The sequence below is a fragment of the Arthrobacter sp. ZGTC412 genome, assembly GCF_002929215.1.
In the GTDB taxonomy this organism is placed as follows: Bacteria; Actinomycetota; Actinomycetes; order Actinomycetales; family Micrococcaceae; genus Arthrobacter.
Genome location: NZ_PJII01000008.1, coordinates 72,570 through 93,909 on the forward strand (window position 1 = coordinate 72,570; position 21,340 = coordinate 93,909).

23 protein-coding genes, 6 tRNA genes and 1 riboswitch are annotated in these 21,340 nt (G+C 65.7%); of the genes, 19 read left to right on the forward strand and 10 right to left on the reverse strand.

Annotation, left to right across the window (positions count from 1 at the left end; translation table 11 throughout):
• Positions 1 to 345: 345 nt before the first annotated feature.
• The 3 genes from ybaK to CXQ88_RS11445 are packed head-to-tail and all read right to left on the reverse strand — an operon-like array spanning position 346 to position 2,283.
• Positions 346 to 846: a Cys-tRNA(Pro) deacylase gene (gene ybaK / locus CXQ88_RS11435; RefSeq protein ID WP_104044296.1), complete on the reverse strand. Its 501-nt coding sequence runs from the start codon at positions 844 to 846 to the stop codon at positions 346 to 348.
• 16 nt (positions 847 to 862) lie between these two features.
• On the reverse strand, positions 863 to 1,321 hold the full coding sequence (locus tag CXQ88_RS11440) for a SufE family protein (protein ID WP_181037478.1): 459 nt from the start codon (positions 1,319 to 1,321) through the stop codon (positions 863 to 865).
• A 38-nt stretch (positions 1,322 to 1,359) separates the two neighbouring features.
• Positions 1,360 to 2,283 carry a sulfurtransferase gene (locus tag CXQ88_RS11445; protein WP_104044298.1) on the reverse strand — a complete coding sequence of 308 codons (924 nt, stop codon included), beginning with the start codon at positions 2,281 to 2,283 and terminating at the stop codon, positions 1,360 to 1,362.
• A 212-nt stretch (positions 2,284 to 2,495) separates the two neighbouring features.
• On the opposite strand from CXQ88_RS11445, the gene zapE reads away from it, so the two are divergent.
• Entirely contained in the window at positions 2,496 to 3,533 is a 1,038-nt protein-coding gene (gene zapE, locus CXQ88_RS11450; RefSeq protein ID WP_104044299.1) for a cell division protein ZapE, read from the forward strand.
• A 144-nt stretch (positions 3,534 to 3,677) separates the two neighbouring features.
• Here zapE and CXQ88_RS11455 read toward each other — a convergent pair whose 3' ends face one another.
• Positions 3,678 to 3,932, reverse strand: a complete 255-nt coding sequence (locus tag CXQ88_RS11455; protein WP_104044369.1) for an antitoxin — start codon at positions 3,930 to 3,932, stop codon at positions 3,678 to 3,680.
• Between the two features lie 211 nt (positions 3,933 to 4,143).
• Here CXQ88_RS11455 and CXQ88_RS11460 point away from each other — a divergent pair, with 211 nt between their 5' ends.
• Positions 4,144 to 5,322, forward strand: a complete 1,179-nt coding sequence (locus CXQ88_RS11460) for an IS30 family transposase (RefSeq protein ID WP_219816315.1) — start codon at positions 4,144 to 4,146, stop codon at positions 5,320 to 5,322.
• 120 nt (positions 5,323 to 5,442) lie between these two features.
• On the opposite strand, the gene CXQ88_RS11465 is transcribed toward CXQ88_RS11460, so the two are convergent.
• The 5 genes from CXQ88_RS11465 to CXQ88_RS11485 all read right to left on the reverse strand — a co-directional run bounded on the left by CXQ88_RS11465 (position 5,443) and on the right by CXQ88_RS11485 (position 5,992).
• Positions 5,443 to 5,514, reverse strand: a tRNA-Val gene (locus CXQ88_RS11465).
• A 41-nt stretch (positions 5,515 to 5,555) separates the two neighbouring features.
• Positions 5,556 to 5,628: transfer RNA gene (locus CXQ88_RS11470), tRNA-Gly, on the reverse strand.
• 57 nt (positions 5,629 to 5,685) lie between these two features.
• Positions 5,686 to 5,760 (reverse strand) — tRNA-Val (locus tag CXQ88_RS11475).
• Positions 5,761 to 5,800: 40 nt separating this feature from the next.
• Positions 5,801 to 5,871: transfer RNA gene (locus CXQ88_RS11480), tRNA-Cys, on the reverse strand.
• A 48-nt stretch (positions 5,872 to 5,919) separates the two neighbouring features.
• Positions 5,920 to 5,992: transfer RNA gene (locus CXQ88_RS11485), tRNA-Gly, on the reverse strand.
• Between the two features lie 350 nt (positions 5,993 to 6,342).
• Here CXQ88_RS11485 and CXQ88_RS11490 point away from each other — a divergent pair.
• The 14 genes from CXQ88_RS11490 (at position 6,343) to hisF (ending at position 17,725) form a co-directional block, all read left to right on the forward strand.
• Positions 6,343 to 6,414: transfer RNA gene (locus tag CXQ88_RS11490), tRNA-Val, on the forward strand.
• A 95-nt stretch (positions 6,415 to 6,509) separates the two neighbouring features.
• The gene (locus tag CXQ88_RS11495) at positions 6,510 to 7,370 is read left to right on the forward strand and encodes a cytochrome (protein ID WP_104044300.1); all 861 of its coding nucleotides are present in this window, start codon (positions 6,510 to 6,512) and stop codon (positions 7,368 to 7,370) included.
• An 87-nt stretch (positions 7,371 to 7,457) separates the two neighbouring features.
• Entirely contained in the window at positions 7,458 to 8,057 is a 600-nt protein-coding gene (def, locus tag CXQ88_RS11500; protein ID WP_104044301.1) for a peptide deformylase, read from the forward strand.
• Complete coding sequence (gene fmt, locus CXQ88_RS11505; RefSeq protein WP_104044302.1) at positions 8,054 to 8,974, forward strand: methionyl-tRNA formyltransferase; 921 nt, start codon at positions 8,054 to 8,056, stop codon at positions 8,972 to 8,974. Before def ends, fmt begins: the two co-directional genes overlap by 4 nt.
• Entirely contained in the window at positions 8,971 to 10,605 is a 1,635-nt protein-coding gene (locus CXQ88_RS11510) for an RsmB/NOP family class I SAM-dependent RNA methyltransferase (protein WP_104044303.1), read from the forward strand. The genes fmt and CXQ88_RS11510 overlap by 4 nt, the downstream gene beginning before the upstream one ends.
• Before the next feature lie 101 nt (positions 10,606 to 10,706).
• Positions 10,707 to 11,384: a ribulose-phosphate 3-epimerase gene (gene rpe, locus CXQ88_RS11515; RefSeq protein WP_104044304.1), complete on the forward strand. Its 678-nt coding sequence runs from the start codon at positions 10,707 to 10,709 to the stop codon at positions 11,382 to 11,384.
• A gap of 39 nt (positions 11,385 to 11,423) precedes the next feature.
• Positions 11,424 to 11,575, forward strand: a riboswitch (FMN riboswitch).
• 176 nt (positions 11,576 to 11,751) lie between these two features.
• Positions 11,752 to 12,867 (forward strand): bifunctional diaminohydroxyphosphoribosylaminopyrimidine deaminase/5-amino-6-(5-phosphoribosylamino)uracil reductase RibD, encoded by a 1,116-nt coding sequence (gene ribD / locus CXQ88_RS11520; protein WP_258061827.1) that lies wholly within the window; start codon positions 11,752 to 11,754, stop codon positions 12,865 to 12,867.
• Entirely contained in the window at positions 12,867 to 13,511 is a 645-nt protein-coding gene (locus CXQ88_RS11525) for a riboflavin synthase (RefSeq protein WP_104044306.1), read from the forward strand. Before ribD ends, CXQ88_RS11525 begins: the two co-directional genes overlap by 1 nt.
• Positions 13,508 to 14,248, forward strand: a complete 741-nt coding sequence (gene ribB / locus CXQ88_RS11530) for a 3,4-dihydroxy-2-butanone-4-phosphate synthase (protein ID WP_258061828.1) — start codon at positions 13,508 to 13,510, stop codon at positions 14,246 to 14,248. The genes CXQ88_RS11525 and ribB overlap by 4 nt, the downstream gene beginning before the upstream one ends.
• Positions 14,245 to 15,024, forward strand: a complete 780-nt coding sequence (gene ribA, locus CXQ88_RS11535; RefSeq protein WP_104044307.1) for a GTP cyclohydrolase II — start codon at positions 14,245 to 14,247, stop codon at positions 15,022 to 15,024. The genes ribB and ribA overlap by 4 nt, the downstream gene beginning before the upstream one ends.
• 69 nt (positions 15,025 to 15,093) lie before the next feature.
• Complete coding sequence (ribH, locus tag CXQ88_RS11540) at positions 15,094 to 15,582, forward strand: 6,7-dimethyl-8-ribityllumazine synthase (RefSeq protein WP_104044308.1); 489 nt, start codon at positions 15,094 to 15,096, stop codon at positions 15,580 to 15,582.
• A gap of 102 nt (positions 15,583 to 15,684) precedes the next feature.
• A complete protein-coding gene (locus tag CXQ88_RS11545) occupies positions 15,685 to 15,948 on the forward strand; it encodes a phosphoribosyl-ATP diphosphatase (RefSeq protein ID WP_015936881.1) in 264 nt (87 codons plus the stop codon).
• A gap of 90 nt (positions 15,949 to 16,038) precedes the next feature.
• A complete protein-coding gene (hisG, locus tag CXQ88_RS11550; RefSeq protein ID WP_104044309.1) occupies positions 16,039 to 16,899 on the forward strand; it encodes an ATP phosphoribosyltransferase in 861 nt (286 codons plus the stop codon).
• A gap of 49 nt (positions 16,900 to 16,948) precedes the next feature.
• Entirely contained in the window at positions 16,949 to 17,725 is a 777-nt protein-coding gene (gene hisF, locus CXQ88_RS11555; RefSeq protein WP_104044310.1) for an imidazole glycerol phosphate synthase subunit HisF, read from the forward strand.
• 2 nt (positions 17,726 to 17,727) lie between these two features.
• Here hisF and CXQ88_RS11560 read toward each other — a convergent pair whose 3' ends face one another.
• Positions 17,728 to 18,372 (reverse strand): TIGR03085 family metal-binding protein, encoded by a 645-nt coding sequence (locus CXQ88_RS11560; RefSeq protein ID WP_104044372.1) that lies wholly within the window; start codon positions 18,370 to 18,372, stop codon positions 17,728 to 17,730.
• A gap of 112 nt (positions 18,373 to 18,484) precedes the next feature.
• Here CXQ88_RS11560 and hisI point away from each other — a divergent pair, with 112 nt between their 5' ends.
• The 3 genes from hisI to CXQ88_RS11575 all read left to right on the forward strand — a co-directional run bounded on the left by hisI (position 18,485) and on the right by CXQ88_RS11575 (position 21,262).
• Entirely contained in the window at positions 18,485 to 18,931 is a 447-nt protein-coding gene (gene hisI / locus CXQ88_RS11565) for a phosphoribosyl-AMP cyclohydrolase (RefSeq protein WP_104044311.1), read from the forward strand.
• A 112-nt stretch (positions 18,932 to 19,043) separates the two neighbouring features.
• Complete coding sequence (locus CXQ88_RS11570; protein WP_104044312.1) at positions 19,044 to 20,606, forward strand: anthranilate synthase component I; 1,563 nt, start codon at positions 19,044 to 19,046, stop codon at positions 20,604 to 20,606.
• The gene (locus CXQ88_RS11575) at positions 20,606 to 21,262 is read left to right on the forward strand and encodes a Trp biosynthesis-associated membrane protein (protein ID WP_104044313.1); all 657 of its coding nucleotides are present in this window, start codon (positions 20,606 to 20,608) and stop codon (positions 21,260 to 21,262) included. The genes CXQ88_RS11570 and CXQ88_RS11575 overlap by 1 nt, the downstream gene beginning before the upstream one ends.
• The last annotated feature ends 78 nt before the right edge of the window (positions 21,263 to 21,340 follow it).

Here is a 21,340-nt window from a genome sequence, read left to right on the forward strand (position 1 = left end):
TTTCCGCAGTTCACGCAATGGCGCTTGAAGTTGCCGTCGCTGTCCGCTTCGGCCACCCAATGGTGACCCAGATTTGTCTTGCAAAGCAGGGTCTTCAGCATGGGGTTGTCCATCTGGACAGCGCCCTCATGCAGGGCTTGGCTATGGCGGCAACTTCGCGCCGGAGCCGCGAAGAGTGGTGGCTGTTTTTGGTGTCCCCGCCGGGTTCACGCGGGGAGTGCCTGAACGGATTTTTGACCACGGTGACCGCGACCTTCCAGTGCCGTCGCTGCTTCTCCAGTGAACCGCCGGTGCAACGATCATAGGCCTGCTGCAGGAGGATTGTCCGTGACTATTGGTGCCGTCCTACGATGCGGACGTCGAGCTGATGGGTGCGGTGAGGGCGCCGGTGAGGCGGATGAGGTCGGCGGGGGCAAGCTCGATGTCCAAACCGCGCTTGCCTCCCGAAACCAACAGCGTCTCCAGCGCCAGTGCGCTGCGGTCCAGCACGGTGGGGGAGGGGAGCCGCTGGCCCAGCGGGGAGATGCCGCCCAGTACATACCCGGTGCGTCGCTGGGCTGCGGCAGGATCCGCCATCGTCGCTTTTTTGCTTCCCAAGGCTGCCGCAAAGGACTTAAGGTCCAGCGTGCCGCTGACGGGTACGATGCCCACCGCCAGCCTGCCCTCCACCTCGACGATCAGCGTCTTGAAGACCTTCGAAGGATCGATACCGAGGACCTCGGCGGCCTCCGTCCCGTAACTGGACGCCGAGGGATCGTGGGCGTAGGGGTGCAACATAAAGGGAACTCCGGCTGCCGCCAGCACGGCGGTGGCCGGAGTTCCCTGTGATGCGTGTTTGCGTCCCATTGATCCTGTGCGGGGGCTAGGAGCGCACGGCGGACGAGGCCGCAACCTTGCGCTTGATCCTCCCCAGCATTGCCGTCATTCCCCTCATCCGCAGTGGCGTGATGGCACGGGTAAGGCCCAGCAGCTCAGGCATGTCGTCCGGCACCGAGAGGATCTCTTCAGCGGACAGCCCGTCCAGGCCCTCATGCAGCACGCCGGCGAAACCGCGCGTGGTGGGGGCCTCCGGGGGAGCCTTGAAGAAGAGCCGGACTGCGCCGGCCGGGCTGCCGGCCTTCTCCGTCTCGATGGTCAGGAACAGCGGCGACTGGCACTCCACTACCTGTTCGAGCAACTCGGGGTGGTCCTTGAGCCGTTCGGGCAGTTCAGGCAGCCCCTGAGAGAACTCGAGCAGCAGCTGCAGCCGCTCGGGCTCTGTCAAGGCCTGGAAGTCGTCCACGATGGCCGCAAGGGCCGAAGGCAATGCTTGAGTAGTCATCATTCCAAGTCTACGCAGGTACAGCTGGTCAGGCCTCGTCAGACTCCGAGGGCAACGGGAAAGGAACCCCGTTCAGCACCCTTCGCGATGGGCACGCGCACTGCGTTGCCCCATTCGGTCCACGAACCGTCGTAGTTGCGGACGGAATCGAAGCCGAGGAGGTACTTCAGGGCGAACCAGGTGTGGCTGGAGCGCTCACCGATGCGGCAGTAGGCCACCACGTCGTCGCCTTCGCTCAGGCCCGCCTCGCCGAGGTAGAGGGCTTCGAGTTCCTCGCGGCTCCGGTAGGTTCCATCGGGCGCGGCTGCCCGTGCCCAGGGGATGGATGCAGCAGTGGGGATGTGTCCGCCGCGCAACGCACCTTCCTCGGGGTAGGCGGGCATGTGGGTGCGCTGGCCGGTGTATTCCTCGGGGGAGCGGACGTCGATGAGCGGCTTGCCCAGGTGGGCCAGGACGTCGTCCTTGAAAGCTCGGATCGGAGCATCGTCGCGCTCGACAACGGGGTAGTCACCCCTGGCGGGTGCCGGCTTTTCCGTGGTGAGGTCCCTGCCCTCGGCAATCCATTTGTCCCGGCCGCCGTCGAGCAGCCGCACGTCCTGGTGGCCGAAGAGGGTGAAGACCCACAGCGCGTAGGCAGCCCACCAGTTGGACTTATCCCCGTAAATGACCACCGTGCTGTCCCGCGAAATACCCTTCGACGCCGCCAGTTCGGCAAACGCGGCACCATCCACGTAGTCGCGGGTGACTTCGTCATTCAGGTCGGTGTGCCAGTCGATTTTTACGGCGCCGGGGATATGCCCGGTTTCGTACAGGAGGACGTCTTCGTCAGACTCCACCACCACCAGCTGGCCGCTGGCCACTGCGCCGTTGTCAATGGCGGCAGCAAGCCATCCGGTGAAAACCAGGCGCTCGGGGTGGGCGTAGGCGGCAAACTTCTCGTTTTGTTCAACTGGGTAGGACATATCTTTGCCTTTCATCGAGAACACGGCTGATCCGCGGGACCGGCATGGGGACCTCCTTCCACCCTAGCCACCGCCTCCGGTGATGTCCGTTTTCCGTTAACAGGACGAAATGTTGCCTTCATCACCCCGGGTCCCGGGAACTGCGCCACCCGGGGCGGGGGTTAGTTGCCGGTATCCTTTCTGGGGACCAACCACCAGCAGAACGGACCACCTTGGTACAGATCGAACAGCTTGCCGCCCGAACTCCGTCAGTATCGGTGGATGAGCTCCTCAAGGGCTTCTTTCCCTCGTCGCGCTTTGGCAAGGTCTCTTTTGCGAGTTACCGCCCGGATCCCAAGCAGCCCAGCCAGGCTCACGCCGTCCGGGCACTTGAGGGATTTGCCGCCGGCGTCGGGGCCGGAGACGGGGGCGGGCTGTTCAAGAAGCTGTTCGCCAAAAAGGACACGTCCCGCGCGGGCATCTACCTGGACGGCGGGTTCGGCGTCGGTAAGACACACCTGCTGGCTTCTCTTTGGCACGCGGCTCCCGGTCCCAAGGCTTTCGGCACCTTTGTGGAGTACACCAACCTGGTGGGCGCCCTGTCCTTCCGCAAGACCGTGGACGCACTGAGCGGTTACAAGCTCGTCTGCATTGACGAATTTGAACTCGATGATCCCGGCGACACCGTGCTGATGTCGCGCCTGATGCGCGAACTCGCGGACGCCGGCGTGAAGCTGGCGGCCACCTCCAACACGCTGCCGGGCTCGCTGGGTGACGGCAGGTTCGCCGCAGTGGACTTCCAGCGCGAAATTCAGGTCCTCGCTGACCAGTTCGACGTTATCCGCATCGACGGCGAGGACTTCCGCCACCGCGGACTTCCGGCCGCACCGTCGCCCTTGAAGAACAGCGAACTGCCGGCCCACATGAAGGCGGAGTTCGACGGCAAAACTGTCGCGCAGGACGAGTTCAGCACCCTCATCGCACACCTGGCCGGCGTACACCCGAGCCGCTACCGCCAACTCATCGACGGCATCGACGGCGTGGTGTGGCGCAATGTGGGTACCATCACCGAACAGGCGGTGGCACTTCGGTTCGTGGTGCTGGCTGACCGGCTCTACGACAAGGACGTGCCGATCCTTGCCAGCGGAGTTCCCTTTGACAAGTTGTTCACCGAGGAAATGATGACGGGCGGCTACATGAAAAAGTACTTCCGCGCTGTCTCCCGCCTCACCGCCCTGGCCCGCGAGGGACAGAACCACGAGCCGTCTTAGCCCGCCCTCGAAGCCGACGCCCGCCGTCGTCCGTTCCTGAAGGGGCGGGGAGCGGCGTCTTAAACGCCAAAGGTGCGGGCGCCGCCTCCCGGCGGGACCCGCACCCCGTTGACGTACTAGGGCAAAGCCCTGGCCAAATCCTTTTTACGGAGCCTTGTCAACCGGCGGAACCGGGTTGACCGGGGGAACCTGCCCGGGGGCAGGCGCCTGGCCCGGAGTTCCGTTCTTGTCAATGAGCTTGGAAGCGCCATGCTGGATCTTGTTGACGTGACCGGAGTACTTGCCTCCGGTCTTGGTGTCGACTAGATCGCCGGCCTTGCTGATGCCGTTCTTGATGGCCTGCTCGTTGCCGCGGATAAGACCCTGAGCCTTGCCCTTTAGGTCGCCAATCAGTCCCACGAGCACCTCCCTTCAATCGCGGAGCCAGGTCGCTCCTCCGCATAAGATCCTAGCCCTGCTGGGGAGGCGTGCCAAGGAAATTAGGGGCTTTGGGCGTTCGCCCGCAGCGGATGTACCGCCTGGTCCCACCGGTTGTCCTATCAGATTTGGTCGTTATAACCCGGGCGGGTTCAAGGGGTCATTGCAACACCTGAGTGATTGGGGTGTTGTTATGGGCTTTGGTCGGCCTGAGATCTTGCGTGAGGTGGTTCGGGTTTTCTGGGAGGCGAGGTCTTCTGGAGCATCTGATGAGTTGGCGGCGGAAGCTGCCGGGCTGTCCCCGTCAGCGGCCCGGGTGATCGTCCGTCAGCATGGTGGGGTGAATCCTGCAATTAGGCCCGACTGCCGACGGTTCCTGTCCTTCCGTGAACGCGAGCTGATTGCGGTCTGGCGTGCCGCCGGGTACGGGGTGCGTGAGATCGGCCGGCGTTTGGGCCGGAGCCCGTCCACGATCAGCAGGGAACTGGGCCGGAACATTCGGAACAGGGGCCAACGCCCTTATCTGGCGTCCTCGGCGCAGAACCGGGCGCAGAAGCTGGCACGCCGCCCCAAGACCCGGAAACTGGCCGATAACGAGGCCCTGGCACTCTACGTCGCCGGGATGCTGACGGCCCGGGAGCGGCTGTCCCCGGAGCAGATCAGTGCCCGGCTGCGGATCGATTTCCCCGATGATGAGAGCATGCGCATCAGCCCCGAGACGATTTATCAGTGCATCTATATCCAGGGCCGCGGCGGGCTGAAGGCCGAGCTCACCGCTGCCCTGCGCACCGGCCGGGCCGTGCGGCAGCCAAACCGGCGGGCCGGGAACCGAAAGCCCCGGGTCCCGAAGGAACTGCTGATCAGCGAACGCCCCGCGGAGGCCGATGACCGGGCGGTGCCCGGACACTGGGAGGGCGATCTGATCATCGGTACCCCCGGCACCGGGGCGATCGGAACACTCGTGGAACGCAGCAGCCGCTTCGTGATGCTCCTGCACCTGCCCAACGGACACACCGGCGAGCAGGTACTGGCCGCCATCCAGGAAACCCTGCCCACGCTCCCGGTTCAGCTGCGCAGAACCCTGACCTGGGACCAGGGCGCGGAGATGGTCGGCATTCACGACCGCGTCAAGATCGCCACCGGAGCGGACGTCTACTTCTGCGACCCCCACTCACCCTGGCAACGCGGCACGAACGAGAACACTAACGGATTCCTGCGCCAGTACTTCCCCAAAGGCATGGACCTGACCAAAGTCACCCCCGAGGACCTCGACTACGCCGCCGCAGGACTCAACGGCCGCCTACGCAAAACCCTTGGCTGGAGAACCCCCGCACAAGCCCTCCAGCAAATACTGGAAGAATCGGCCGCATAGAACGTGTTGCAACCACCACTTGAATCCGCCCCGGTTTTGGGAGCTGTAAGTGACAGCGCAACGAGGGCCGGGCAGCTGAGGCGGGGCAAGAAAAAAGCAGCTCCGGGGAGCTGCAGTATGTGGGCGATACTGGGATCGAACCAGTGACCTCTTCCGTGTCAGGGAAGCGCGCTACCGCTGCGCCAATCGCCCGGAACCGGAAGCCCGGCTTATGGGATTGTAAGAAGTAAGAGAGCGGACGACGAGATTCGAACTCGCGACATCCACCTTGGCAAGGTGGTGCTCTACCAGCTGAGCTACGTCCGCATATGAAGCACGTTCCGGCCTGGGCCAGACGAACTGCATGAAGCAAGTTGCCTTGCTTGGTGGGCGATACTGGGATCGAACCAGTGACCTCTTCCGTGTCAGGGAAGCGCGCTACCGCTGCGCCAATCGCCCGTGCTTTTCCGGAACAAACCGGAAACCATGGTTTTCACCGAGGTGGGTACGGGATTCGAACCCGTGTAAACGGCTTTGCAGGCCGCTGCCTCGCCTCTCGGCCAACCCACCGTGTAAGCGCCGATTCAAAAAGAACCTTTGCCGTGACAGTGTCCTGCGAGCGGACGACGAGATTCGAACTCGCGACATCCACCTTGGCAAGGTGGTGCTCTACCAGCTGAGCTACGTCCGCATTTTGGAGGGCCGATTCGCTGCCGTTCCCGGCATTTCCTCGCTTTCCAACGAGTAAAAACAATATAGGAGGTTCCGGGATTCTCCAAATCGGCCATCGATTGTGAATGTGCAACGGCGCTGCTTCCCTGCAATGGCGCAGATTTTGCAAAGTTACATGCGTGTAATTCCTGACGGCGTCAGCTGGGTTCTGGTCAGATGGGGCCGGTTTGCGTGGGGTCGGCCAGGGGCCACCCTGCCCGCGTCTGCTCCCTTTGCCCTGTCCGGATGCATGGGCTGATGCCCCTTTGACTGTCGGTTCATGCCGATTTCCGAAAAGGCGGCAAGGTCCGCTAGCATTCAAGTGCATCAGGGCGATTGGCGCAGTGGTAGCGCGCTTCGTTCACACCGAAGAGGTCACTGGTTCGAACCCAGTATCGCCCACCGCATATTGGTCCGTTTCCGCTCATCTGCAGCGGAAACGGACCTTTTTTGTGCGCCCGGACATTCTGTCAGCCCCTTGTGAAAGAGTCTTTGTTATGACTGCTCCACTTCTTGCCCACGCCACGGAATACGGGCGGATGTACGCCCGGTCCACCTCTGAGCATTTCTCCGTGCCGTCCATCACCACGGTGATCGGCCAGCAGCCGCACGGGCTGGACGGCTGGTTCGGATATATGGGGGCCAGCAGCCTGGCGAAGGATCCGCTGCTCGCAGACTGCCTGGGCAGCCCTGCCAAAATCAAGCAGGCCGTCAACCGCGCGGCCAAGGCTGCAGAGACGTACCGGGACGAGGCCGCCAGGCGGGGGGACCGCGTCCACTACTACTGCGAGCAGGTGGCCTTGCGGGCCCTCGGCCGGCCGCACGCCATGAAGGAAGCGCGCGAGGCCCTCGCTTCCAACGGCGAGGAAGCCTTTGCCGTCCGCTTTGATGAATGGTGGGAGCTCTTCCGGGTGGAACCCATTGCCCCTGAGATCACCGTCTGGAACAACGCGGTGGGTTACGCGGGCACCCTTGACCTGGTGGCCCGGATCAACGGGCGGGTTTGCCTCATCGACTACAAGACCAAGGGCACCACCCGCGACGGCCTGGTCAAGCCGCTGGACGACAAAGTGGTGATGCAGCTGGTGGCCGGTATGAAGGCGGAAGAGAGCCTGGTGGACCCGGAGGCGGGGACTTGGGAGCCGTGGAAATACGGCGAAAACCCTGTCCTGCTGGCTGTGGCCATTGGGGAAACCGAGGTCCGTCCGGTCCGTGCCAACCCTGACGTCCTCAAGCACCACTGGTGGAAGTTTTGTGCGTTGCGGCGCGTGTGGGAGCTGTCAGCGGACACCATTTCCGCGGGGACCGCACTGTTGCCCATAGCCCCGCCGCCGCTCGCGCAGGTACAGCCCGCCTGAGTGCGGAGGAACGAAACCGCCCGGAGTTTCGTCTGCGCCTAAACTGGATTGGTTCCCTTTGACGCCTACCGTAAGGAAAAACAGCGCATGGCTATTCTGAATATCCGCATCATCGGCGATCCTGTGCTCCGCACAGTTGCCGATCCTGTGACGGAATTCGGGCCTGAGCTGGCCAAGCTGGTGGCGGACATGACCGAGACCATGGAAGACGTGGACGGTGCCGGCCTCGCCGCGCCCCAGATCGGTGTGAGCAAGCGTGTCTTTACCTACCGCATTGACGGAGTGGAAGGGCACATCATCAACCCCGTGCTGGAGAACAGCGAGGATTTCCAGCCCGACCACGTGGAAGGCTGCCTGTCCATCCCCGGTCTCGGTTTTCCGGTGCGGCGTTTCCGTGCCACCCGCGTCTCCGGCGTAGACATGCACGGCAACCCGGTCACCGTCGAAGGCGAGGGGATGCTGGCGCGCTGCTTCCAGCACGAGAATGACCACCTGGACGGAATCCTCTACACGGACCGGCTGGAGGGGGAGGACCGTAAGGCTGCCCTGCGCTCCATCCGCAACGCCAACTATGACTCCGTCACGGAACGGACCGCGGCGAAGCGCGCCAAGACAGTCGGCTCAAGTTTTGGCGGCGCCACTTCAGGCGCGAGTTTTGGTGCCGGCGCTGCTGGTGCCAACGGGTGAGGGTCCTGTTCGCGGGCACTCCCGCCGTCGCCGTCCCGTCACTCAATGCGCTCGTGGAGGCAGGCTTCGATGTAGTTGCGGTGCTGACAAGGCCTGACGCGCCTATCGGCCGGAAGCGTGTGCTCACGCCCTCGCCGGTTGCCGCCCGGGCAGCCGAGCTGGGGATCGACGTCATCCATGCGGCCCGGATCGATGCGGAGGCCATCGGCAGGATCTCGGCGGTGAGCCCGGATGTGGCCGCAATTGTCGCCTACGGTGGGCTGGTTCCCCCGGCCGCACTGGGCATCCCGCGGCACGGCTGGATCAACCTGCACTTCTCGCTGCTTCCTTCCTGGCGCGGCGCCGCGCCGGTGCAGCGTGCCGTTATGGCCGGCGACGACGTCACCGGTGCCGTGACCTTCCAGCTTGAGGAAGGCCTGGACACCGGGCCCGTCTTCGGAACCCTGACGGAAACGGTGGGGCCGGAAGATACGGCGGGCGAACTGCTGGATCGGCTGTCCCGCAGCGGAGCGGTGCTTCTGGCCCAGACGCTTTCGGCCATTGACGCCGGCAAAGCGGCCGCTCTTCCGCAAACTGGTGAAATCTCCCTCGCCCCCAAGCTGGCCCTCGACGACGGCCGGCTCGACTGGAAACACCCGGCCCTGGCCATTGACCGGCAGGCACGGGGCGTCACCCCCGAACCGGGAGCGTGGACAGTACTGGATGGCCAGCGCATCAAGCTGGAGCCCGTCCGACTGCGGCCCGATGTTTCCGGTTTGGCGCCCGGGTCCCTCTCCGCGCAAGGCAAAAGTGTTTTCGTGGGAACAGGCTCGCACGGCGTGGAGCTGACCCGGATGCAGCCAGCGGGCAAAAAAATGATGGCCGCTGCTGATTGGGCACGCGGCATGGCTTCCCTTGAAAGCGTGGTGTTCGAATGAGCGGTTCCGGCGGCAATCAGAGCGGTCGCGGCAACGCCGGGAGCGGGAGCGGAAGCTCAGGAGGCGGGCAGCGCGGAAGAGGCGGCGGGGGCCGCGGCAACGGCGGACCCCGCGATTCCAGCATCCGAAACGCCAAAGGCAGGGAACGGAACCGCAGCGCCGAGCGCAGCTTCACCGACAACGCCCCTTCGCAGCGCACGCGCAGGGCGGATCCCGCCCGGCTGGTGGCGTTCGAAGTCCTTCGTGCCGTGGCTGCCGAGGACGCCTACGCGAACCTGGTGCTGCCGGCACGGATCCGGCACCACGGCCTGGACAAGCGGGACGCCGGTTTTGCCACAGAACTGAGCTACGGGGCCCTCCGCGGCCAGGGCACCTACGACGCCATCCTGGCCCGTTGCGTCGACCGGCCGCTGGACCAACTGGACCCGGCCCTCCTCGACGCCCTTCGGATCGGAGCGCATCAGCTGCTGGCCATGCGGGTCCCGGCGCATGCGGCACTGGACCAGACCGTTGGCCTGGCGCGTGCAGTGATCGGAGCGGGACCGTCTGCCCTCATCAACGCTGTCCTCCGGAAGGTCGCGGCGCACACCCTCGAGGAGTGGCTGGAGCAGTTGGTCGCCGGAGAAACGGACGAGACCAAGGTGGCCTCCGTCCGCTATGCCCATCCCGAGTGGATCGTCCGCGCTATGCGCCAGTCCCTCGTGGCACATGGTCGCTCAGCGTCGGAAATCAACGATCTTTTGGAAGCGGATAACGCTGCGCCGGTGGTCAACCTGGTAGCCCTGCCCGGCATTGGAAGCCTCAACGAGGCCCTGGAAAACGGGGCCACCCCCGGCGAGCTCGTGGAAGGCTCGGCGCTCTCCAGCGGCGGGGACCTGGGCCGGCTTGCCTCGGTACGGGAGGGCAGCACCAGGGTGCAGGACGTCGGCTCGCAGCTGGTGGCACGCGCCATGGCTGAGGTCGACCTTGGCGGACATCGGGCCGAAAGGGGAGCCGAAGGCGCTGAGAGGGCAGACGCTGCAGGAAGCCCCGCCGAGGCCTGGCTGGACCTGTGCGCGGGGCCCGGCGGAAAGGCGGCACTGCTCGGTGCGTTGGCCAGCCAGAGGGGCGCGACGCTGCTGGCCAATGAACCTGCGCCGCACCGCGCCAAACTGGTGAGCCAGGCTCTTTCGGCTGTGCCGCGGGAAACCTGGCAGGTCCGCACTGGCGACGGCCGCGAGGTGGGCACGGAGAAACCTGAATTTTTCGACCGTGTTCTTGTAGACGTTCCCTGCAGCGGGCTGGGCGCGCTCCGGCGGCGCCCGGAATCCCGATGGCGCCGCACGCCCAAGGACCTCGCAGACCTTGGGCAGCTTCAGCGTGACCTCCTCAAATCGGCTCTGGCAGCAGTGCGGCCGGGCGGAGTGGTTGCCTACGTGACCTGCTCACCCCATCCGGCTGAAACCACGGCCGTAGTCACCGACGCGCTCCGCAAACGGGACGACCTTGAGCTGCTCGAGGCAGGCCAGGCATTGGACAGCGTGAGCCTTACCGGCAACCTTGGTGCCGGGCATGAGTCAACCGCCCAACTCTGGCCCCACATCCACGGCACGGACGCCATGTTCCTTGCTCTGATCCGCAAGAAGCCCTGACCTGTAAACAGCCCTGATCCCCAATAGTCTTGATCCGAAAGTAGCCCTGATCCGAATAGGGCCGTGTCCGGCAAAGACGTGACCCGTGAAAGGTTCCCCCTGTGACGCAATGCTGCATCAACCCGAGCATCCTGTCTGCCGATTTCGTCAACCTTGAGGCGGAACTGCAGCGCATCAGCAATGCGGACGCAGTGCACGTGGACGTGATGGACAACCACTTCGTGCCCAACCTCACCCTCGGGCTGCCGGTGGTACAGCGGATCCAGGCCGTGAGCCCGGTTCCCCTCGACGCGCATCTGATGATTGCCGACGCTGACCGGTGGGCACCCGGTTTTGCAGACGCGGGCCTGGCATCAGTCACCTTCCACGCCGAGGCTGCCATTGCGCCCATCAAGCTGGCCCGCGAACTGCGCGCCAGGGGGGCAAAGGCCGGAATGGCCCTCCGCCCCGGAACTCCCGTGGAGCCGTACCTGGACATGCTCTCCGAGCTGGACATGCTGCTCATCATGACGGTGGAGCCAGGATTTGGCGGCCAGGCGTTCCTGGACGTGACCCTGCCAAAAATCCGCCGCGCCAGAAAGGCCATCGACGGCTCGGGGATCGGCGTTGCCATCCAGGTTGACGGCGGCATCACCGAGGACACCATCACCCGTGCTGCGGAGGCGGGCGCCAACGTCTTCGTCGCAGGCTCGGCCGTGTATGGTGCAGAGGATCCGGCTTCGGCCATTGACCGGCTCCGCGAGGCAGGCAGTCAAAAGTCACGCTCCTCGGCGGAATAGCCGGGAGCCGTACGCCGTTATGGCACAATAGCAACACACATACGTGCTCCGGGGTCGGTGTAAGTCCGAACCGGCGGTGACAGTCCGCGACCCGCGAGCCGGTGGTTTTCCTTTGGGAGAATCCCGGCGGACGGTTGAACCGGTGAAATTCCGGTACCGACAGTTAAAGTCTGGATGAGAGAAGCACGTACAGCTGTTTCTGCGGCGTCACGGGATGCCGCGGCCTTCTGCTGTCGTATATCCCCGGAGCCATCGCGGTTCTAGAGGGAAGGAACGACACAAGCACTATGAACCTGCTGCGATGGCTCTTAAACGCCATAAGTCCTGCTGCCGCCACGTCCGGCAGCACAACCATCGAGGCTCCAGCATGACGGCCGGAGTCGTCACGGCCTTTACCGCCGCCGAGACCGCCGCGATGGGCACCGCCCTCGAGGCCGCCCTCAACGGTCCCCGCGGCGCGAATCCCCTGGTGGGGGCCGTCGTCGTCGATTCCGAAGGCCGCGAGCTCGTTACTGGTTTCCACCGCGGCGCAGGAACCGCCCACGCCGAGGCAGACGCAATTGCGCAGGCCGCCGCCGCGGGGCTCGATCTCTCCGGATGCACCATGCTGGTGACTTTGGAGCCCTGCAACCATGTGGGCCGCACCGGCCCCTGCGCCCAGGCGATCATCGCCGCCGGAATAACGGACGTGATTTACGCAGTGGACGATCCCCATGGCCCGGCCGCGGGCGGTGCGGCCACCTTGCGCGAAGCTGGAGTGCGCGTCCGCAGCGGACTCGGTGCCGGTGAAGCGCTGGACCTGAACCGCCAGTGGTTTGAAGCAGTGGCTGCAAAGCGCCCCTTCGTCACCCTTCACATCGCGCAGACGCTGGACAGCCGGATCGCCGCGGAAGACGGTACCAGCCAATGGATCTCCAGCCCCGAATCACTGGCCGACAACCACGCCATCCGCGGCCGCATCGACGCCATCCTCGTCGGCACGCAGACCGTGCTGGTGGACAACCCCCGCCTCACGGCCCGCGACGCCGCAGGAGCGCCGGCCCCGAAGCAGCCCCTGCGGGCCGTGATGGGGCTGCGGGACATCCCGGCAGACGCCGCTGTCCACGGGAGGGACGGCCTGGCAACGCACCTTCCCACCCGCGACCCCCACGAAGCGCTGTCCACCCTTTACGGTTCCGGCGTCCGCCACCTGATGGTCGAGGGCGGATCCAGCATTCTCAGCGCGTTCCTTGCGGCCGGGCTCGTTGACGAACTCATCGTTTACCTGGCCCCCACTCTGCTTGGCTCCGGAACCCCCGCCCTTACCGGCCTGGGAATCACCACCCTCGCCGATGCGCAGCACTGGGAATGGGACCCGTCCGACGGCGGCTCCGTCCGGACATTGGGCCGGGACCTTCGACTCCACCTCCGACCGCAACGCACCGTTGCCCCAGACCCACAACCGTCCCGCGCCACCGCGGAGCAAGCCCAGGGAGGCTACTGATGTTTACCGGAATTATTGCCGAGCAGGGGCACGTTCTGTCCGTCGAGAGGGACGGGGATGCCAGCGCCACCGTACGGCTGCACGCGCCGGGCACCACTGAAGGCCTCGCCCTGGGCGGGTCCATCGCCGTCAACGGCGTGTGCCTCACCGCCACCGAAATAAACGGCAAGGAATTCAGCGTGGACGTGATGGGGGAGACCCTGGTCCGCAGCACCATCGGAGAGTTGGTTCCCGGAGATGCCGTCAACCTTGAGCGTTGCGTCCCGGCCGGCGGAAGGCTGGACGGGCACGTGGTCCAGGGCCACGTGGACGGCGTGGGCGTACTGCTTGAACGCGAGCCCCAGGGCAACTGGGAAAGGCTCCGCTTTGGCGTCCCGGCCAACCTGGCCCGCTACATCGCGGAAAAGGGATCCATCGCCATCGACGGTGTCTCCCTCACCGTCACGGCCGTCAGCGCCGCCGCTGAACAAAGCCCCTGGTTCGAGGTGGGACTCATCCCCACCACCCTGGCCGAAACGGGCCTTGGCGCCAAAAGCACCGGCAGCCGGGTGAACCTGGAAGTGGACGTCCTGGCCAAGTACACCGAACGCCTGCTGGCGTTCAACACCATGGCGCCCGCAACTGTTGACGGAGGAACACGATGAACGCGGCAGTCCGGTTCGAGCCTGAGGTGGTTTCCGCTGCCGTCTCCGGTACCCAGGAGGACGCCGCCACGCCACTGGACTCCATCGAAGAGGCAGTCCGGGCCATGGCAGCCGGCCGGCCGGTCCTGGTGGTGGACAACGAGGACCGGGAGAATGAGGGGGACATCATCTTCGCCGCCCAGCACGCCACCCCGGCGCTGATGGGCTGGACCATCCGGTACAGCTCGGGTGTCATCTGCGTCCCGCTGTCCGGCGACCGCGCCGACGCGCTGGCGCTTCCACCCATGGTTGAAGTCAACGAGGATGCCAAGGGCACGGCCTATACGGTGTCCTGCGACGCCGCCACCGGCGTCAGCACCGGAATCTCCGCGACCGACCGGGCCCTCACGGCCAGGGTCCTCGCGGATCCGCAGTCCGGACCGTCCTCCGTCACCCGCCCCGGGCATATTTTTCCGCTTCGTGCGGTTGACGGTGGTGTGCGGGAACGTCCTGGCCACACTGAGGCCGCTGTTGACCTGTGCCGCCTGGCCGGCCTGGAAGCTGCGGCTGTCATTGCCGAAGTCGTCTACGATGACGGTGAAATGATGCGGCTGGACGGGCTCCGTGCCTTCGCTGCTGAACACGGATGCCCCCTAATCTCCATTGCAGACCTGGTGGCCCACCTCGAGGCAGCGGGCACATCGGCTGACGGCAACGCCCGGGCAGGACGCCAGGGCGGACAAGAGGAGATACGATGACGGCTTCCGGAGCTTCGGGGAACGGCCACCACCTGCCCGATTCGGGGAACGGCCACCATGCAACAGCGCCTGCAAATGGCCGCCACCAGCCAGAATCGAGCAACGGCCGGGTGCCCCATCCCGTCAGCGGCGGTCCGATCGTGCAGCTGCCCACGGCTTTTGGTGACTTCATCGCGCAGGCCTGGATCGACCTGGTCACCGGTGCCGAGCACTTGGCCGTCAGTTCGCCCAACCCGCCCAAGGACGGCAAAGCCCCCTTGGTCCGGCTGCACTCCGAGTGCCTCACCGGAGACGTCTTCGGTTCCTACCGCTGCGACTGCGGGGAGCAGTTGGCTTATGCGCTGGGAATGATCCGCGAGGAAGGCGGCACCCTGCTGTACCTGCGCGGCCAGGAAGGCCGGGGCATCGGGCTCGCCAACAAGATCAAGGCCTACGCGCTGCAGGAGGCCGGCTTCGACACTGTGGAGGCCAACGAACAGCTGGGCCTGCCGGTGGACGCCCGCTGCTACAAGGCGGCCGCCCAGGTATTGGCTGAGATGGGACTGCATGAAGTGCGGCTCTTGAGCAACAACCCGGACAAGCAGAACAGGCTGGCCAACGCCGGCGTCAAGGTTGTGGAGATGGTCCCCACCGAGGTTCCGTCCCGCGACCAGAACATCCGGTACCTGCAGACCAAAAAAGACCGTATGGAGCACCGCCTGGTGCTGGACACCCACGTGGGCGGTGCGGTGCCCGTCACCACCCCCGATACCTCCTTTGGCCACGAACAAGACTGACCAGCGCGCAAGACTGACTAACCAAAACGACTGCCTAACCCCCAAGACTGAACGGAACAGCACTGACTTATGAGCGGACACGGCGCCCCCGATATCGACCTCACCACCCTTAACCCGGCCGAGACGTCCCAGCTGCGCCTGGCCATCGTCGCGGCCAGCTGGCACACCCAGATTATGGACGGGCTCCTGGACGGCGCCCTTCGCGCAGCCAAGGACGCCGGCATCGCCGAGCCCACCGTCCTGCGCGTCCCGGGAAGCTTCGAGCTGCCTGTCGCAGCCGCGCGGCTGGCACCGCACTTCGACGCCGTCGTTGCCCTCGGCGTCGTGATTCGCGGCGGGACGCCGCACTTTGAGTACGTCTGCCAGGCGGCGACGTCAGGCCTCACCGACGTAAGCGTTCGCACCGGCGTTCCGGTGGGCTTCGGCGTTTTGACCTGCGACACCGAACAGCAGGGCCTGGACCGCGCCGGCCTCCCCGGCTCAAAGGAAGACAAGGGCCATGAAGCCGTCACCGCGGCGCTGGCCACCGCCGTCGTCCTGAAGCAGTACAACAGCTAGTAATCGCGGGATGGCGGGCGTGGTGTGTGTTCACTCACATCGCGCCCGTCATGCAAGGGCCGGACAGGCGCCCTTTGTGCCGCAGCAAGTAGGCTGGAGGGTGTGAAGAATTTCGAGACGCTGTTCGCTGAACTGAGCGAGAAGGCAGCCACCCGCCCGGAAGGCTCCCGCACCGTCGCTGAATTGGACTCCGGTGTCCATGGCATCGGCAAGAAGGTCGTTGAGGAAGCAGCCGAAGTATGGATGGCCGCCGAATATGAATCCGATGAAGCGGCGGCCGAGGAAATTTCCCAGCTGCTGTACCACCTGCAGGTTCTGATGCTCGCCAAAGGCCTGACCCTGGAAGACGTCTACAAGCATCTGTAGCCACCGGTCCGGCGCGCCTTTGCCGCCGGTGCCCGCTGTGGCCTGCATTGCCTGAACACCTAGACATTTTCGAATTCAGAAAGATCTCCCATGCTGCGAGTTGCCGTCCCCAATAAGGGCTCCCTGTCCGAAGCCGCCTCCGCGATGCTGTCCGAGGCCGGTTACCGCCAGCGCCGCGACACCCGCGAGCTGGTGATGGTGGACCCGGACAACGACATCGAATTCTTCTTCCTTCGCCCCCGCGACATCGCCGTTTATGTGGGCCAGGGAACGCTCGACGTCGGCATCACCGGACGCGACCTGCTGCTGGATGCGGAGGTGGAAGCGGAGGAGCTGCTTCCATTGGGATTCGCCGCCTCCACGTTCCGCTTTGCCGGGCCGGTAGGGGATTACGCCAAGGTTGAAGAGCTGGAGGGCAAGCGGCTGGCTACCAGCTATGACGGCCTGCTGCGCGGCTACCTTGCCGAACGCGGCATCAACGCCAAGGTGGTCCGCCTGGACGGCGCCGTGGAATCCTCGGTCCGGCTGGGCGTCGCCGACGCCATTGCTGACGTCGTGGAAACCGGGAACACCCTGAAGGCCGCCGGAATGGAGATTTTCGGCGAACCGATCCTCAAGTCCGAGGCCGTCCTGATTCGGCGGAGCGGCAATGGCGGCGCCGCGAACGGCACGGCCAAGGAAATCGAGGTCCTGATCCGCCGGCTGCAGGGTGTCCTCGTGGCGCGCCAGTACGTGCTGATGGACTACGACATCCGCAAGGAACTCGTGGAACAGGCCGCGGCGCTGACGCCCGGCCTGGAATCACCCACGGTCTCGCCGCTGCGGGACTCGGACTGGGTTGCCGTCCGCTCCATGGTGCCCAAGCGGGAAACCAACCGGATCATGGATGAGCTGTACGACCTCGGCGCCCGCGCCATCCTGGTCAGCAGCATCCACGCCTGCCGCATCTGATTCCGCCCGCACCGCATTACCCCCGCACCACAGAATTCCAGGAGTTCCCATGGCAGTAGCCGTACGCGTCATTCCCTGCCTCGACGTCGACGCCGGGCGCGTCGTCAAGGGCGTTAACTTCGAGGGCCTCCGGGACGCCGGAGACCCCGTGGAACTGGCGCACCGCTACGACAACGCCGGCGCCGACGAACTGACCTTCCTTGACGTCACCGCGTCCTCGGGCAACCGCGAAACCACATTCGACGTGGTCCGCCGGACCGCCGAGGAAGTTTTTATCCCGTTGTGCGTCGGCGGCGGCGTCCGCGGCGTGGCCGAGGTGGACAAGCTGCTCCGCTTCGGCGCGGACAAGGCCTCCATCAACACCGCAGCCGTGGCCCGGCCCGACGTGATCGACGAGATCACCCGGCACTTCGGCTCCCAGGTCCTTGTCCTGTCCGTCGACGCCCGCAGGACCCGCCCGGGCTCCCAGCCCACGTCGTCGGGATTTGAAGTTACCACCCACGGCGGGCGCACCGGCACGGGCATTGATGCCATCGCGTGGGCCAAGGAAGCCGCCGACCGCGGCGTGGGGGAGATCCTGCTTAACTCTATCGACGCCGACGGCACCAAGGACGGCTTCGACCTGGAACTCATCAGCCTGGTCCGGGCCGCCGTCAAGGTGCCCATCATCGCTTCCGGCGGCGCAGGGGAGCCGGCGCACTTTCCGCCCGCCGTCGCGGCCGGCGCAGACGCTGTACTGGCCGCCTCCATCTTCCACTGGGGACCGGACGACATGATGTCCCAGGTCAAGACCGCCATCAGGGATGCGGGCTTCGAGGTCCGCTGAGGCTAGAGCCCGACTTCGGCTGACTGCAATAGTGCGACGGCGTCCGGCTGGCCTTCGAACGTGACCAGGGCGTGGCGCGTGCGGCCGTGGGCGTGCATCAGCAGCTCGCCCGGCTCGCCCACGATGGCCACCGACACGGGGGCGCGCTTGGCAACATGCCGCGGTCCGGAAGGCCGCACCAGCACGATGCCCAGGTCGACTCCCCGGTACAGGATCGCGGCACGCTTGACGAGTTCATCCCAGAGGGCGTCTGAATAGGCTTCATCCAGTGCCCTTGGCGCCCAACGGTCCACTGCGCGCCGCACGTCTTCGGTGTGGACAAAGTACTCAATAAGGTTGGCGCTTTCGTCAAGCCCCTTGATCTTCATGGGGGAGAGAGCCGGCGGTCCACTGCGGAAAGTGTTCACCAGCCGGGCGTAGGCATCAGCCGTGGTCAGCTTCGCTGCCAGCTTTGCGGTGGCCTGGTCCGACGCCTTGGCCAGCTGCTTGATGATCAGTCCCAGTCCCACGGCAGCTTTGCGTTCGCGCAGGTAAAGGTGCGCGGCAAGGTCCCTCGTGCGCCAGCCCTTGCAGAGCGTGGGCGCATCAGGACCGGCCGCAAGGAGGGTTTCGGCCAGGACTTCTCGGGACGGATCGACGAAATGCATCACTTGTGAAACTAGCACGACAGCCGCGCAGTTGGGCAGCGCGTCCACCGGCGCAGGCGTGCCGTTGTTCACACAGGAATCGGGGCATGGCCAAGGCACTAGACTTGACCTGATGTCTGAGCAGCCCGCCCCCACCGCGACCCCTGGTTCCGCCCTGCCCGCAGCGCCGTCGGCCGGAACGCCCTCCGCTGCATCGCCGGGGAGCCCGCTTCCATCGGAGCTGGCAGCGGCCCTCAAGCGTGACAGCGCCGGCCTCGTGGCCGCCGTCGTGCAGCAATATGACACCAATGAGGTGCTGATGCTGGGTTGGATGGATGACGAGGCGCTGCACCGCACCCTGACCAGCGGCCGCGTCACGTTCTACTCCCGCTCCCGCCAGGAGTACTGGCGCAAGGGAGACACGTCCGGGCACGTCCAGTGGGTCAAGTCCGTGGCCATGGATTGCGACGGCGATGCCTTGCTTGTGCGCGTGGACCAGGTAGGCGCCGCGTGCCACACCGGCACCCGCACCTGCTTCGACGGCAGGGACCTCGAAGTCACCAGCGGCCAGGCAGACTGACTTTCATCCGCAGGCTGCTGCGGGACGCAGGGGTGGGCTGCCCAACCCTGCAAGCACACCAACAGGCGCCGGCACAGCCGGCCCCTACTAGAACAGGCGGAACAGCATAGCCATGCAGGACCTTGGAATCATCAGCCCGGGCCTTGAGGAGTTCCGGGAACTGGCCGGCCACAGCCGCGTCATCCCCGTCCGGCTCAAGGTACTTGCCGACGCCGAGACGCCCATTGGCTTGTACCGGAAGCTCGCGCAGGGGCAGCCCGGAACGTTCCTCATGGAGTCCGCTGCGGTGGGCGGGGCATGGTCCCGCTACTCCTTTATCGGCGCCAGGTCCCGGGCAACGCTGACCACCAAAGACGGAAGCGCGTACTGGCTGGGTGAGCCGCCCGCAGGCGTTCCGGTGGACGGCAGCCCCGTGGATGCCGTCCGCGACACCATCGAGGCCCTCCGCACGGACAGGTTTGATGGCCTGCCGCCCTTCACGTCTGGCCTGGTGGGGTTCCTCGGCTGGGAAACAGTGCGGCACTGGGAACGCCTGGTGAGCCCGCCGGAGGATGACCTGCAGCTGCCGGAGATGGCGTTGAACCTCGTCACCGACATGGCCGTGCACGACAACGTTGACGGCACAGTGCTGCTGATCGCCAACGCCATTAACTTCGACGACAGCTCCGAGCGCGTTGACGAGGCCTGGCACGACGCCGTCGCGCGGGTCAAGGCGCTCCTGGCCAAGGTCAGCACGCCGGTGGCGCAGCCCGTCTCGGTCCTGGCACCGGCCGCGCTGGACTTCGCCTCCAGCGTCCAGGAGCGCTGGGACGAACCTGAGTACTTGGCTGCCCTGGACCGCGGCAAGGAAGCCATCGTGGACGGCGAAGTCTTCCAGGTGGTGATTTCCCGCCGCTTTGAAATGGAGTGCAAGGCATCGGCCCTGGACGTCTACCGGGTCCTGCGGAACACCAACCCCAGCCCGTACATGTACATCTTCAGCCTGGAGGACGCAGAAGGCCGGGAGTACTCCATCGTGGGGTCCTCGCCGGAGGCCCTTGTGACGGTCACCGGTGAAGAAGTCATCACGCACCCCATCGCCGGATCCCGCCCGCGCGGCAAAACGGTCGAGGCGGACAAGGCTCTGGCCGAGGAACTGCTCGCGGACCAGAAGGAACGCGCCGAACACCTGATGCTCGTGGACCTTTCCCGCAACGACCTCTCCAAGGTGTGCGTGGCCGGGACCGTGGATGTCACGCAGTTTATGGAGGTGGAGCGTTTCAGCCACATCATGCACCTCGTGTCCACTGTGGTGGGCCGGCTCTCGCCGAAGGCCAAGGCCTACGACGTCCTGAAGGCCACGTTCCCGGCCGGGACGCTCTCCGGGGCACCGAAACCCCGCGCGCTGCGGCTCCTCGACGAGCTGGAACCGCACCGCCGCGGCATCTACGGCGGCGTTGTGGGTTACCTCGATTTCGCCGGGGACATGGACATGGCGATCGCCATCCGGTCGGCGCTGCTGCGCGAAGGCAGGGCGTATGTCCAGGCGGGCGGCGGCATCGTGGCCGACTCGGTCAACCCGACAGAAGCGCTCGAAACCGTGAACAAGGCCGCAGCCCCGCTCCGCGCCGTACACACGGCAGGATCGCTGCAGAACATCTCGGCGGAGACATTGCCGGGCGGGACGGGTTCCTGATGCCCGGCCACGGGTCGGAAGAACGTCCGGCAGCAGGGCAGGCGGCGGTTACTACAAAGACCTCCGGCACCCCTGCCTGGGCCCGCAAATCCACGCTGGTGCTGCTCGTCGCCGTCCTGGCGCTGGCGGTATTCGGCACCACCACCCAAACGTGGGTGACTGTCATCCTGGATCCGAACCAGGTGGGCCAGGCCGGTGCCGCGCAGACGGCACTCGAGGTCCAGGGCAGCAAGGCCGCCACCGCCGTCACCGCGCTGGCCCTGGTGGCTCTCGCCGGCGGACTGGCTGCCGCGATCGCAGGCAGGATCGCGCGGTGGATCATCACGGCAATCATCGTCCTGGCGTCGGTTGGCATTGTCGCCGCCGCTGCCACCGTCCTGGCCAATCCGCTGGGCGCCGCCCAAGGTGCCATCGCGGCCGCCACCGGGATCACCGGCAGCCAGGCGCAAGTGGCCGTCACCGCCTTCCCGGTGCTCGCCGTCGTAGCCGGCTGTTTGCTGGCCCTCGCAGCCCTGCTCATCGTCCCCGCCGGCCAGCACTGGAAAAGCAGGACCAAATATGACACGCCGGCAGCCGGAAGCGCCGCCGCAACGGCTGGTCCAGTGGACGAGATCGACAGCTGGGACCGGCTTTCCCGCGGGGACGACCCCACCTGAGCCGTCCCGGCCCTGCGCCGGTCCACACGGGCCGGCCGCCGATACGCAGCCACCGGCCAATAAATGGCAGAATGTAAG

Excerpts from the sequence above, each read along its gene's own strand:
- CXQ88_RS11440 (WP_181037478.1), bottom strand. The coding sequence starts at position 1,321 with ATGACTACTCAAGCATTGCCTTCGGCCCTTGCGGCCATCGTGGACGAC.
- hisF (WP_104044310.1), top strand. The coding sequence starts at position 16,949 with ATGGCAGTAGCCGTACGCGTCATTCCCTGCCTCGACGTCGACGCCGGG.
- CXQ88_RS11570 (WP_104044312.1), top strand. The coding sequence starts at position 19,044 with ATGCAGGACCTTGGAATCATCAGCCCGGGCCTTGAGGAGTTCCGGGAA.
- ribD (WP_258061827.1), top strand. The coding sequence starts at position 11,752 with ATGACGGCCGGAGTCGTCACGGCCTTTACCGCCGCCGAGACCGCCGCG.
- ybaK (WP_104044296.1), bottom strand. The coding sequence starts at position 846 with ATGGGACGCAAACACGCATCACAGGGAACTCCGGCCACCGCCGTGCTG.
- hisG (WP_104044309.1), top strand. The coding sequence starts at position 16,039 with ATGCTGCGAGTTGCCGTCCCCAATAAGGGCTCCCTGTCCGAAGCCGCC.
- hisI (WP_104044311.1), top strand. The coding sequence starts at position 18,485 with ATGTCTGAGCAGCCCGCCCCCACCGCGACCCCTGGTTCCGCCCTGCCC.
- CXQ88_RS11575 (WP_104044313.1), top strand. The coding sequence starts at position 20,606 with ATGCCCGGCCACGGGTCGGAAGAACGTCCGGCAGCAGGGCAGGCGGCG.
- CXQ88_RS11460 (WP_219816315.1), top strand. The coding sequence starts at position 4,144 with ATGGGCTTTGGTCGGCCTGAGATCTTGCGTGAGGTGGTTCGGGTTTTC.
- CXQ88_RS11525 (WP_104044306.1), top strand. The coding sequence starts at position 12,867 with ATGTTTACCGGAATTATTGCCGAGCAGGGGCACGTTCTGTCCGTCGAG.
- CXQ88_RS11445 (WP_104044298.1), bottom strand. The coding sequence starts at position 2,283 with ATGTCCTACCCAGTTGAACAAAACGAGAAGTTTGCCGCCTACGCCCAC.
- ribA (WP_104044307.1), top strand. The coding sequence starts at position 14,245 with ATGACGGCTTCCGGAGCTTCGGGGAACGGCCACCACCTGCCCGATTCG.
- def (WP_104044301.1), top strand. The coding sequence starts at position 7,458 with ATGGCTATTCTGAATATCCGCATCATCGGCGATCCTGTGCTCCGCACA.
- CXQ88_RS11495 (WP_104044300.1), top strand. The coding sequence starts at position 6,510 with ATGACTGCTCCACTTCTTGCCCACGCCACGGAATACGGGCGGATGTAC.
- ribB (WP_258061828.1), top strand. The coding sequence starts at position 13,508 with ATGAACGCGGCAGTCCGGTTCGAGCCTGAGGTGGTTTCCGCTGCCGTC.
- ribH (WP_104044308.1), top strand. The coding sequence starts at position 15,094 with ATGAGCGGACACGGCGCCCCCGATATCGACCTCACCACCCTTAACCCG.
- CXQ88_RS11560 (WP_104044372.1), bottom strand. The coding sequence starts at position 18,372 with ATGCATTTCGTCGATCCGTCCCGAGAAGTCCTGGCCGAAACCCTCCTT.
- CXQ88_RS11510 (WP_104044303.1), top strand. The coding sequence starts at position 8,971 with ATGAGCGGTTCCGGCGGCAATCAGAGCGGTCGCGGCAACGCCGGGAGC.